Source organism: Shinella sp. SUS2, from assembly GCF_001262505.1.
Classification (GTDB): domain Bacteria; phylum Pseudomonadota; class Alphaproteobacteria; order Rhizobiales; family Rhizobiaceae; genus Shinella.
In genome coordinates, this window is the sequence record NZ_KQ410724.1 from 458,100 (window position 1) to 467,876 (window position 9,777).

General features: G+C 61.4%; 17 protein-coding genes. 1 reads left to right on the top strand and 16 read right to left on the bottom strand.

Annotation, left to right across the window (positions count from 1 at the left end):
- Positions 1-175 precede the first annotated feature (175 nt).
- The 5 genes from AKG11_RS04965 to AKG11_RS04995 all read right to left on the bottom strand — a co-directional run bounded on the left by AKG11_RS04965 (position 176) and on the right by AKG11_RS04995 (position 4,002).
- Positions 176-1,327, bottom strand: a complete 1,152-nt coding sequence (locus AKG11_RS04965) for a tyrosine-type recombinase/integrase (protein ID WP_156334059.1) — start codon at positions 1,325-1,327, stop codon at positions 176-178.
- A 262-nt stretch (positions 1,328-1,589) separates the two neighbouring features.
- Positions 1,590-2,024, bottom strand: coding sequence for an HD domain-containing protein (locus AKG11_RS04975; protein WP_050743106.1), 435 nt, complete (start codon positions 2,022-2,024; stop codon positions 1,590-1,592).
- A gap of 325 nt (positions 2,025-2,349) precedes the next feature.
- Positions 2,350-2,562 (bottom strand): hypothetical protein, encoded by a 213-nt coding sequence (locus AKG11_RS04985; RefSeq protein ID WP_050743108.1) that lies wholly within the window; start codon positions 2,560-2,562, stop codon positions 2,350-2,352.
- Positions 2,555-3,241 (bottom strand): hypothetical protein, encoded by a 687-nt coding sequence (locus tag AKG11_RS35355; RefSeq protein ID WP_245290099.1) that lies wholly within the window; start codon positions 3,239-3,241, stop codon positions 2,555-2,557. Before AKG11_RS35355 ends, AKG11_RS04985 begins: the two co-directional genes overlap by 8 nt.
- 2 nt (positions 3,242-3,243) lie before the next feature.
- Positions 3,244-4,002 carry a hypothetical protein gene (locus tag AKG11_RS04995; RefSeq protein WP_050743109.1) on the bottom strand — a complete coding sequence of 253 codons (759 nt, stop codon included), beginning with the start codon at positions 4,000-4,002 and terminating at the stop codon, positions 3,244-3,246.
- 201 nt (positions 4,003-4,203) lie between these two features.
- Between AKG11_RS04995 and AKG11_RS05000 the strand changes: the two genes are divergently transcribed.
- A complete protein-coding gene (locus tag AKG11_RS05000; RefSeq protein WP_050743110.1) occupies positions 4,204-4,413 on the top strand; it encodes a hypothetical protein in 210 nt (69 codons plus the stop codon).
- A 3-nt stretch (positions 4,414-4,416) separates the two neighbouring features.
- On the opposite strand, the gene AKG11_RS05005 is transcribed toward AKG11_RS05000, so the two are convergent.
- Genes AKG11_RS05005 through AKG11_RS05055 form a run of 11 tightly spaced genes read right to left on the bottom strand, consistent with a single transcriptional unit; the run spans position 4,417 to position 9,777 of the window.
- Positions 4,417-4,986 (bottom strand): hypothetical protein, encoded by a 570-nt coding sequence (locus AKG11_RS05005; RefSeq protein ID WP_197283956.1) that lies wholly within the window; start codon positions 4,984-4,986, stop codon positions 4,417-4,419.
- A 52-nt stretch (positions 4,987-5,038) separates the two neighbouring features.
- Positions 5,039-5,560: a hypothetical protein gene (locus tag AKG11_RS05010; protein WP_050743112.1), complete on the bottom strand. Its 522-nt coding sequence runs from the start codon at positions 5,558-5,560 to the stop codon at positions 5,039-5,041.
- Entirely contained in the window at positions 5,557-6,012 is a 456-nt protein-coding gene (locus tag AKG11_RS34405; RefSeq protein WP_050743113.1) for a hypothetical protein, read from the bottom strand. The genes AKG11_RS05010 and AKG11_RS34405 overlap by 4 nt, the downstream gene beginning before the upstream one ends.
- On the bottom strand, positions 6,009-6,404 hold the full coding sequence (locus AKG11_RS05020; RefSeq protein WP_050743114.1) for an HNH endonuclease: 396 nt from the start codon (positions 6,402-6,404) through the stop codon (positions 6,009-6,011). The genes AKG11_RS34405 and AKG11_RS05020 overlap by 4 nt, the downstream gene beginning before the upstream one ends.
- Complete coding sequence (locus AKG11_RS05025) at positions 6,404-6,616, bottom strand: hypothetical protein (protein WP_050743115.1); 213 nt, start codon at positions 6,614-6,616, stop codon at positions 6,404-6,406. Before AKG11_RS05025 ends, AKG11_RS05020 begins: the two co-directional genes overlap by 1 nt.
- Complete coding sequence (locus tag AKG11_RS05030; protein WP_050743116.1) at positions 6,613-7,053, bottom strand: hypothetical protein; 441 nt, start codon at positions 7,051-7,053, stop codon at positions 6,613-6,615. The genes AKG11_RS05025 and AKG11_RS05030 overlap by 4 nt, the downstream gene beginning before the upstream one ends.
- Before the next feature lie 2 nt (positions 7,054-7,055).
- Positions 7,056-8,018: a recombinase family protein gene (locus AKG11_RS05035; protein ID WP_050743117.1), complete on the bottom strand. Its 963-nt coding sequence runs from the start codon at positions 8,016-8,018 to the stop codon at positions 7,056-7,058.
- Positions 8,018-9,043 carry a hypothetical protein gene (locus tag AKG11_RS05040; protein ID WP_050743118.1) on the bottom strand — a complete coding sequence of 342 codons (1,026 nt, stop codon included), beginning with the start codon at positions 9,041-9,043 and terminating at the stop codon, positions 8,018-8,020. The genes AKG11_RS05035 and AKG11_RS05040 overlap by 1 nt, the downstream gene beginning before the upstream one ends.
- 10 nt (positions 9,044-9,053) lie before the next feature.
- Positions 9,054-9,290 (bottom strand): hypothetical protein, encoded by a 237-nt coding sequence (locus AKG11_RS05045; RefSeq protein ID WP_050743119.1) that lies wholly within the window; start codon positions 9,288-9,290, stop codon positions 9,054-9,056.
- Entirely contained in the window at positions 9,287-9,532 is a 246-nt protein-coding gene (locus AKG11_RS05050; protein ID WP_050743120.1) for a hypothetical protein, read from the bottom strand. Before AKG11_RS05050 ends, AKG11_RS05045 begins: the two co-directional genes overlap by 4 nt.
- Positions 9,529-9,777 (bottom strand): hypothetical protein, encoded by a 249-nt coding sequence (locus AKG11_RS05055; RefSeq protein ID WP_050743121.1) that lies wholly within the window; start codon positions 9,775-9,777, stop codon positions 9,529-9,531. The genes AKG11_RS05050 and AKG11_RS05055 overlap by 4 nt, the downstream gene beginning before the upstream one ends.

Here is a 9,777-nt window from a genome sequence, read left to right on the forward strand (position 1 = left end):
CATCGGCGCGAGCCATGATCTGTTGCCACACCGGGAAAATACACTCGTATTTTCAATCCATTACGGTGATGGTTTGAAGGGGGTGGAGGCCTCGCCGAGAACCATCAAGTCCTTATTTTACCGTATCTTACCTCACTGTCTGCCACACTTTCCAGCAAATATTCTCCAAACGAAATCAATCAGCGGCGCCACACCCTGCCACACCTTCGGCCGCTTCATCACTCACGAGCAGCTTCGTGCCGATGCCATCCCAGTTGATCCTTGCTACCGTCTGGCGCGACAGCCTCGCCCGTTCGGCGTTGCGTGTGTAGATCTTCGACGTTTTCGCATCGCGCCAGCCGAACATTGCTTCCATCATGCTATCCGTCGCCTCATTGTGAGCAACGTCTGTGGCCAGCCCCTTGCGCACTGAGTGCGATGTCAGGTGCGGCATCCCGGCCTGGCGCCACCAATCCGACACTCGATTGCCGAGCCCCTTGATGGAGAACGGCTTTCCATATTCCGTGACGAGGTAGGTGAGGGCGGTTACCTTGTGACGCGCGAGGACGCCTTCGAGGATCGGGTGGATCGGAACCACGAGATCGGTCGGTGTCCGGTTGCGGTTTTTGAAGAGCCGGAGCCGAAATTCGTCGCCGCGGCGATGCTGCGGGCCAAGTACCGATAGGTCGGAAACACGAAGCCCGGTGTACATGCCGATTGAGAGATAGAGGACGGCCCTCGAATCCACGCCGTGATGAGCGATGAAGCGCTCAAGGTCGGACGGCGTGGCGGTTTCGTGGCCGTCGGAATGGACGCCGAAAGGTTCAACCGCGCGCGCGACGTTGCTCGTGATCGGTTTCCCTTCGCGCTTGGTGTCGAACACCTGGCGCAGCACCTTGAGCCGTTCGTCGGCGGCGAATGGGACTTCTTTCTTCCGATCGCGAAGCACCTCGACATGTGCGATGTTCATTTTCGACAAAGGGATGTCAGCGAAAAGCCGATGATCCTGGGTGCTTAAAGCTTCCGCCCACATCGATTCCATGATGCTGCGCCTGCGGGCCTGAGTGGTTTTGTCGAGGCCGGTGAATGCGTGCGACCGCATGTACTCCATGCAGAGCCAGCGAAATGTATTGGGCTTCACCATCGCTGAAATGGCTTTCGGCTCGACTTTTCGCTCAAGGAGCGCCTGAGCCGAGTTTCTGGCCTTCCAGTAGGCAGCGATGAATTCTTCGGAGTTGATATCGTCCGGGAGCCGGCAAATCCGCTTCCCGTCAATGCGCAGATAGTAGCGCACCGTCTTGTGCCGGCTTTTGTTGGTTTCGACGTATGGCAGATCGATGTTGGCCACGCCTGTCACGCAGACGCCCGCCAGTCATCCCCGTCGTCAGCGCCTTCCCTATGATTGAGTAGCCCGTCGTCCGGCCAATCAGCCATCGCTGCGACGATGTCGGACACGAGCCATACCTTACGAGTATGCCATCGTCTCGGCCTCGGAAGGAAGCCCTCCTGGACCATCTGGTCGACTGTGCCGACGCTGACGCCGATAGCAACCGCGACCTCTGCACGGTTGAGCCCGAGGCGAGGGACCGGACGGGTGAAGTCGATTTGGTTCACTCTCTCGGCTCCTTCTCCAGCGCAGCGCGGCCGGCGTCTATCTCCGCCAAAACACTCAACGCCTTTTCGTACCGAGTCGTGAGGTGGGGCGCGCCCGGGCGAAGGTTGTCTCGAAGATCGGCAATCTTGACCTGGCGGGCAATAGGATTTCGGCCGACACGTACGATGAAATCCTCATAGGTCTCGCCCGGCCGGCGCGTGAGAGCATCTACGGCGTTCACGATGCCCTGCGGTAAATGTGCGTCCAGATCGCTCAGGGTGAGCGCGGTGTCCTCGACCACGTCATGCAACACAGCAATCGTCTGCAATGTTGCATCCGAGAACGTTGAAGCTACCCTGAGCGGATGGAAGATGTAGGGCGCGCCTGCCTTGTCGGTCTGACCGTCGTGTGCAAGCGCCGCCATCGTGATTGCTTCACGCAGCATTGTCATGCTCGGTCCTTTTCGGATGTCGGGAGGGCGGCCGCAGCGCATGCCTGCGTGCAAAATCTAGCTATTGCAACTCTTTGGTGATCGTGGCACGATTTTCCACGCGCACCTTGGAGGGCTTGAGATGCGTAAACATCAAGAGCAGATTCGGTTTGCGCTGGTCGTCGTCCGTGAACTTGCGGCCCGAGACGGTAGGTCCCTTCTCGTACGCCTCGCTGAGGAGGCATTGTTAGAGAACGAGGTCGGCGACACCAATTCAATGGCGCAGCGACAGGCTGATAGCGACCGCATGCATTGAGGTGCGCCGGAGATCCTTGGATTTTACCCATCAGACCGAACCCTCCGCTTCGCTGGCGGCCCGGCCAGTATCATTCTCCAACATGGCTTTGATCTCATCAGCCGCCGCCTTCGCCTCGGAGATGCCGAGATGCATTGCATTCGCGTTGTCGGAATCCTCAAGCGACAGTGCGGCTAGCGCCAGCAGGCGCAGACGGTCGCGAAGGCGGTTGATGTGGTCGATCAGATCCGTACGGTTAACCATGGTTGTCTCCTGTTGCTGTGGTGGGGCCGGGCAGCGGAGAGTGCTTCGGCTTGGCGGCCTGCTTGGCGCGGATCGCCTCGACTTTCGTCCAGACGCGCGCCAGCTCGGTTTCGCCGGCCTCGTGCATGTCGAGCGCATTGGCGAGGCAGAGCGCGGCGAGCGTGACCATAACGCCGCCGGCCTCCTGATGGGGTTCGCCTATATCGCGGCCATAGACATAATCGACGAGCTGGTGCGCTTCGCTGGCGGTGCAGCCGCAGGACTGGACAAGCTCCAGCGCCTCTTCAAGGAAGCGGTGGTTCCGCTCCTCTCGATCTCCGGCGATCATAGGGCCGAAGCATTCCATCATCCACGGCTGAACCCGGTCTTGGAATGGCTCGGCGGCTTTCGGCTCTGCCGGCGAAAGCAGTTCGGCGGCCAACTCCTTGATCAGCGGGCCGGTATCGAGCATGAACCGGCGATGGTCTATACCGCCATGGCGCGGCTTCATGTCGGCTGCATAGGAAAGGTCGGTGCTGACGAAGATGGCCAAGCCGTTCAGCGAGCCGGAAACGCCCCACTTTCGACCATCACTCACGGTCAGCTCGCCGATGTGATCGGTCATATAGAGGCTGTTCGGGCTGCACTCCGTCCAGTGGCCAGCGAAAGCCGGGCCCTGCCGGTCAGGGTTGTTGGACATGTTCAATCCTTTCCGGATGTGTTTAGGGCGACGACGCACGAGCTGACCGACGTGCCGGCCGATTTGAACGACGCATCCGGCAGCAATTCGATGGTTCCGCCATGCTCGCCGACGAAGCGCCGGAAGTCGTCGGCGAGCTTGTTTGCCCGGAACATGGTGCTGGCCGACATGATCGAGACGAGGCGACCGCCCGGTTTCAGGAATTTGAAGGCGTGAAGGACGTGACGGATGTCATCCTGCTTCGCAAAGGGCGGGTTCATCACGACGCGGTCGAAGATCGGCTCCGGGTCCACCGCGAGGAAATCGACAATCAGGAAGCCGCCTTCGAAGGCGCAACGCCCCTTCGCAATGTCGCCGCGCCGTGGGTCAATCTCATAGCCGTGGACAACCGCGCCGAAGCCCTCGGCGGCAAAGGCCAGATTGCCTAGACCGGCATTCGGTTCAAGCACGATCGCACCGGGAAAGATATCGGCTCGCATGGCGATGTCTGCTGCCAGAAAGCCGGGCGTGTCGAACTGGCCGAAGTCCTGCTTGGTGCGGCTGTATTCGCCAGTCAGGATGATCGGCTCCAGCACCTCGGCTGCGTCACCGTCGAAGACATGGGCTTTTGCCGACCGGTTCCACTTGCCGCCGGCTGCCTGAAGCACCTTATCAGTTTCGCTATAGAGCTTGCGGTCGAGCTGGCCTGTGAGGATGACCTTGGAACCCTCGACAATGGCGGCGTCGAGCACCTTGAGTACGTCTGTCGCGATCTGCGGCATGGTGAAATCCTTATTTGTCGAGGGGAGTTGCGGCGCCCGGATCGGCGCCACTCGTGTCTAGGGCGACTAGCGCGCAATGCCGCCAAGTCAATCGCGTGGGTGGGCAACGCGACATGCTAATTTTCAATGGTGAGTTATGCTCTTGCGATGCAATCGATCCGAGCGCAGAATTCTCAAGCTTCAACTTTCGGGGGATTGCTGATGCCTGGGTCCAATAAGGCGATGATTCGTTACCATCTTGGTGTTGCCCTAGAGCTTGCGAAGGAAGCAGACCAAGGGATGCTGGAATACTTGATCGCAATGGCCGGCATAGAAAACGAAAAGCCGAGTGGCGCGATCGAGCGAGCGGCGGTGCGGAACATTCCACGCGAGAACATTGCTTCTCTCGAAGAAGCGTTGAAAGCTGGATAGCGATCATTCGCCACCCCCGGTGCCACTCGTGGATAGGGCGGAACCCACCTCGGCAGGGCGGAGGGAGCGAAGGGTGGCCCAAGCTGTTGAAGCCCCGCGGTCCGCGAAGAGCTTCGCACGCTCGAACTGGTCGTAGATGTCACTGGTCTCAGTAACGCGCGGCACGCACGATATTCGGTCGAGTTCTTCAGCGGCGGCCTTCAGCGCTTCCTTCAGCCTCTCCACCACATCCGCATCGGCTTGTGCATTGACGAGAGCGGAGAGGATACGGGTCTCGTAATCCTGCTGGGCGGCGGCTTTGGCTTCCGCGACGCTCGGGTAGCGTTTCTCGGCATGATCGCGATGGAGCCATGTCCCGCTGCTGCTGGTAATCTGACGGACGGTATAGACCCCGCCGATCGCCATAGCAGACCACGCGGTCTCATCATCGCTGCTATAGCTCAGAGACCACTCCAGTGCCTTCACCTTCACCGGCTCCGTCTGTTCGATAGAGAGAGCTGCGGAGAGGGCTGCGGCAATTCCGGCCCGCCTAGCGTCTTCCGCGACGGTCGCAATCTTGCTGTAATCGCTCATGGCGGCGGAAACGACTTCCTTGTGTGCAGCCACGTATGCAGTAAGCATACCGTTAGTTACCTGCATCGGAGCCTCCATTGAGGAGAGCGCGGGCGCGGCGGTCTTCGAGCCTCGCGATGAATTTCGAGAACTGGCTGCCGTTTCCAAGCCGGAAACCAATAGCGTCGGGCTCGTTAATGTGGATGTAGCAATCCTTGTAGAAGCTGCTCTCAACGCAGGTTAACTTGAAGGACGCAGCAAAAGCGCGAAGCTCCGCCAAGTCAGCCTTGAGTTCCGCAATCTCCCGCTTCATAGCCTCCGCCTTACGGGCCTCTGCGAGGAGGGCGGACATGGCGACGGGGTTGCAGGCCGCTATGTAGGCGGCGTTGGCGGCATGGGTGCCGTGCATGGTGCGCGGCGGAATGTCCGCCACGACCGGGTGGCCTCGATCTTCGATGTTCGGCCCAAGGATTGTTGCGGCGTAAGCAATCCCGCCCTGGCTATCATCGACACGATACGACCACGGCCCCGGCGTCACGCCTTCCATTGCTTTCTCGATAGCCTCGACAGCGGATATGTTGTCGGAGGTGGTCATGCTTCCGGTCCTTTGGCTGGAGCCGGCAGGAGACCTTGCGACATGATCCTGTCGTGCACGGTCTCGCCGGTCGGGAGGAGGATTTGGCCGAGAAACGCGCCCTCGAAACTGAGAATGCCGGTTTCGACTGCTGTCAGCTGGCCCTTGATCCAGTCGCGAAGGATCGACCAAACGGCGATCTGACCTTTTTCGAGAGCGCGTTTTTCGTGCTCGACCTTGGAAAGGCGCATGCGGCTGGAATACGGGTTTTCTCGAAGCCACGCCGCCGCATAACCCTTGGCGCTTGCTGTTACCTGCACCATCCGACCGCGGTACTCGAACTGGATAATGACCGTGCCGGCGGTGAAATCTTCCATCGGGGCGAACTTCGAACAGCCGAACGCCTGGATGGTCTTACGAATATCATCCATAGCCGACCGGCCCGACGTGCTGCTGGCGTAGGGAAGGGTCATGGCTGTTGCTCCCGATAGAAGGTGCACGGCCGGTAGACGACGGCCTTCTTCGGCTTGTCGGATTTCGGGAATGGGGCGGATTTCATCTTTCCGGCCGGGCGAGCGCTACCGTTGTGGCGCATGCGGATCTTCGCCACCTTTGCCTTCTCCGCGACGTCACGGGCCGTCTTTTCCTTGTGGCACTTGACATGCGCCGGCCTGAGATTGGTTTCCCGGTTCTCTCCGCCATTGATGAGGGCCGTGACGTGGTCAAGGTCCCAGCGCTGGCCTGCCTGGATGGGCTGGCTGCACAGGTGGCAGCGGTTGTCCCGCTCGATGATGCGGTCACGGACCTTCTTCGGGGCGCGGTGATCATCGGTCTTCCCGATCCATTCAGCGACGGTGCGGGCCATCAGATAAGGCCCTCCGTTGTGCCGGCGAGCATTTCGGGCCGGGCGGCAACCCGCTCTTGAAAGCGCTGCAGCGTCTCAACGGCCTGCATGACGTCGCGCTCGACGGCTGCCGATCGGCGCCGGGCGACGAGAAGCTGGATATCCTGGTGGAAGGGGTCGAGGGGCTTGTCGGCTGTTCGGCGGTCGTGTGCCTTGACGTGGGTGATGGTCATGCTGCGCTCCGCTTCTGCTCTTTCCGCTCTTCGGGAGTCGGCGCGACGAAGCCGAATTCCCGGGCGAGCAGTTCCGTCGCCGCGTTGAAGAACGCGATCATCTCGGGCTCTTCGCACTCGCGGGTGTTGATCGCGCGCGGAACGCCAACAAGGAAGCCGTTGGCGAGCCGGATCGTGTCGACGAAGTTGACGGCCGGCCGGATATACGCGTCCAGCGCCTCCTTGCTCGGCGCGCAGCCGGTTGCATCGATGCATTCCTGCAGCGTTGCCCAATAGGCTTTGAGCCGGTCCAGATTGCGCCACTGCTTGATTTCGAGCTTGACGCGCTGGCCTTGCTGGATTCCATCGAGCGCCTGCAGGTCGTATTGCATTTCCGGCACGAGCGAATGGCCACGGCGGATGAAGGCGTATATGGGCTTTTCGGTGCGCTTCGCCATGATCAGCCCCCGTTATAGGGTTCGAGCTTGGCATAGGCCCGATCTCGGATAGCGTAGGCGGCATCGATCATGTCGGCGTGACCATTACTTTCGAGGATGGCCGGCGCGTCATAGTCGTTCCAGATTTCGGCGGCCGACGCGGAATCCTTAGCCGTTGCCAGCGACGTCTCCAGCTCTTCGAGGAATGAGCCGAGGTCGAAATCGGGTTCGGATTGGTGCTCCTCCGTTTCCGGTTCCGGCGTCGGTGCGGCTTCGATTGTCTTGGAGGTCGGCGGCGCGGGCGGGGCAGGTGGCTTCGGCGGCGCGGGGCGCCCGGCGGGCGTTATGTCGCGCATCTCCTCGGCGTCGGCGATCTCGCGCGCCTCGAATTCATCCCGGATGCCGCCGAGAACGTCGCCGAAAAGTTCGCGCAGGCAGTAGCCCGCCGCGCGCCATGCCAGCATGCGCTTTGGGAAGCGAAACCAAGGGCTGTCGTTGTCCTTTTCGTAGGATCCGCCGCCCTTGTTGTACTTTGTCACCTTCGGGCTATCGGTCCAGAGCTTCGCGCGAACCGCGTCTTCCTGGCTGAACTCGACGCGCTTGTCCTCTTCGGTGTCGTTTCGCTTAGCCTCGCACCAGCCGATCAACTGTCCGCCGATCACGTCGCATCCAGTGCGCAGATAAGCGACCCGACCCGATTGCCGGACAACGTTGATCAGCCCGTCGCCATACAATGCCGGCCGCCCGTTGATCACTGTGAAGCTTCGCAAGCTCACCATCGGCTTCAAGCCAAGCTCGGCGCCCGACATGATCGCCACGGCAACAGCTGCTGCGGCGTCATCACCAACGAGATTGTTGATCAACGCGGCGGGTGCGAGCCCAGAGGCAACGACCGCGCGGGACACCCGCATAGTCTCCTCAAAGGTCTGCGGTACAATTGCGATGACATTGCCGCCGCCGGCGAGTGCAGGAACGTGAGCGTTCATCAGGCGGCCCTCTGCTCGGAGCGAATTGCCATGCCAGCCAACTGGACGCCGGAGCGTGCCGCGCGGTTGGCGAGCGTATCGACCAGTTCGCGGATCTCGGGGCGATCCTTCAGCGCCATCAGGAGCGCATCGAAGTCGGTAATCTCGGCGAAGGTGAAGGTGCGGAGCGCGACACGCGCACCGGTACGGCCGGCGCTGGCGTTGCGAGCCTGAGCGTCGCGCTCGGCATCGGCCGCCTCTTGCGCAAGGCGATCAACCTCGGCGACACGGTTATTGTGCTCGGCGATCGCCATCGCATTGGACATGCCGTCGGCGATTTTCTTGACGGCAGCCTTTTCGGCTGCAATGCGAGCCTCTTCAGCCTCGAGTGCCTTCCGCTGCGCTTCCTCGCGCGCCTTCCGCTGGCGCTCCTGTTCGAGGCGCTGCTGCTCCTGAAGGTAGGCGTCCAAGTGCCGCTTGAGCTTTTTGCTCAGGTCGGCCGGGTCATCTTTCAGCCCGCGCCACTTGTCGTCCACGCGGCGGCCCTCGTCGAGCGACGGCTGTTTTTCGACCTTGTGCAGGTCGGTGGCCTTCCTGGAGATCGTAGCGAGCCTCTTCGACCAGATCGCGGCCTTGTCGGCCTGCTCCTGGGTCGTGATCGGCGTCTTCATGAACGCTTCGGCCTGCTCCTTTTCGGATTGATATTCGAGCGTGAGGGCTTCGAACGGATCGGACGGAAGGTTGTGGCCGATGGCCGGCGCCGGCGGCTCGTCGTCCCAACCCGCACCCTCGATGGCCTTCTGATAAGCCTCGTAGGATACGGGGTGCGTCCGGCAGAAGTTCCAGGCGTCGGCGGCGTCAACCATGCGCTCTCCGCGCTTCGCCAGCCACTCACCATCATCACCGCGCCACAGCGCCACCGGCTCCCACTGGCCGCCCTTGAAGCGCGTGCGGTAGTATCCCTGCTCGGGCTGGCCTTCGTGCATAGGGCCGAAATTGCCTTCCAGAGCGGCTTGCCACCAAGCCCATGGGTTTTCCTGAGACATGCGCTGCTCCCTAGATTGCGGCTGGCACGGCTTGCGTGCCGAAGCCGATGATGATTGCGAAAACGATGATGGAGAGGAGGATCAGCGCGCCGTTGAGATCGCGCGCCGTCTCGGGATACCCATCCAGCGGACCGGGGTGCTTCGTCCCGGTGAAGACGCCGAGATCAAGCGGGGCCTGAACCTTGCAGGGGACGTTGGAGGCGAGGCAGGAGCATTCGCCGTGGGCGTTGAGGTCGCAGCGGCTCATGCCACGTCCTCCAAATCAGCGCCGGAAAGCGTCCACTCAAGAAGGCAATCCTCGCAAAGAGCCTCGCCGTCGTCGTTGAACGCGACTGCATTCTCTGGGCATCCGCGCGCGTCGCAGACCATGTTGCCGGAGCCGCCGCAATCTTCGCAGGGGCCGACACGCCAGACGTCAGGATCGTTGCCGCCGTAGCGGCTGGCATAGATCGAACCTTCACCTTCGCACTTTGAGCAAGCCAGGATCATCGTGCGACCTCCAAACGGCGCGCGGCGTGAACCACCTCGCGATTGCGCTGGACGAAAACGCCCGTGTAGGTCTCGACGAGGAAGGCATCATCAGATGCCGACAGGATCGCGTCGGCGACGGCCTTCTGGTGTTCAGCGTGCGAGCGGATCATCGTGATCATTTCCTCGCGCGACTTCCGGCCGTGGTCAGCGAGGCCGACATGCTTAGAACCGGGGAGGCGGATGCTGGTCATACGGTCAGCCAT

Bases quoted from the DNA above. Each gene is read 5' to 3' on its own strand.
- AKG11_RS04975 (WP_050743106.1), bottom strand. From the start codon at position 2,024: ATGACAATGCTGCGTGAAGCAATCACGATGGCGGCGCTTGCACACGAC.
- AKG11_RS04985 (WP_050743108.1), bottom strand. From the start codon at position 2,562: ATGGTTAACCGTACGGATCTGATCGACCACATCAACCGCCTTCGCGAC.
- AKG11_RS35355 (WP_245290099.1), bottom strand. From the start codon at position 3,241: ATGTCCAACAACCCTGACCGGCAGGGCCCGGCTTTCGCTGGCCACTGG.
- AKG11_RS04995 (WP_050743109.1), bottom strand. From the start codon at position 4,002: ATGCCGCAGATCGCGACAGACGTACTCAAGGTGCTCGACGCCGCCATT.
- AKG11_RS05000 (WP_050743110.1), top strand. From the start codon at position 4,204: ATGCCTGGGTCCAATAAGGCGATGATTCGTTACCATCTTGGTGTTGCC.
- AKG11_RS05005 (WP_197283956.1), bottom strand. From the start codon at position 4,986: ATGAGCGATTACAGCAAGATTGCGACCGTCGCGGAAGACGCTAGGCGG.
- AKG11_RS05010 (WP_050743112.1), bottom strand. From the start codon at position 5,560: ATGACCACCTCCGACAACATATCCGCTGTCGAGGCTATCGAGAAAGCA.
- AKG11_RS34405 (WP_050743113.1), bottom strand. From the start codon at position 6,012: ATGACCCTTCCCTACGCCAGCAGCACGTCGGGCCGGTCGGCTATGGAT.
- AKG11_RS05020 (WP_050743114.1), bottom strand. From the start codon at position 6,404: ATGGCCCGCACCGTCGCTGAATGGATCGGGAAGACCGATGATCACCGC.
- AKG11_RS05025 (WP_050743115.1), bottom strand. From the start codon at position 6,616: ATGACCATCACCCACGTCAAGGCACACGACCGCCGAACAGCCGACAAG.
- AKG11_RS05030 (WP_050743116.1), bottom strand. From the start codon at position 7,053: ATGGCGAAGCGCACCGAAAAGCCCATATACGCCTTCATCCGCCGTGGC.
- AKG11_RS05035 (WP_050743117.1), bottom strand. From the start codon at position 8,018: ATGAACGCTCACGTTCCTGCACTCGCCGGCGGCGGCAATGTCATCGCA.
- AKG11_RS05040 (WP_050743118.1), bottom strand. From the start codon at position 9,043: ATGTCTCAGGAAAACCCATGGGCTTGGTGGCAAGCCGCTCTGGAAGGC.
- AKG11_RS05045 (WP_050743119.1), bottom strand. From the start codon at position 9,290: ATGAGCCGCTGCGACCTCAACGCCCACGGCGAATGCTCCTGCCTCGCC.
- AKG11_RS05050 (WP_050743120.1), bottom strand. From the start codon at position 9,532: ATGATCCTGGCTTGCTCAAAGTGCGAAGGTGAAGGTTCGATCTATGCC.
- AKG11_RS05055 (WP_050743121.1), bottom strand. From the start codon at position 9,777: ATGGCTGACCGTATGACCAGCATCCGCCTCCCCGGTTCTAAGCATGTC.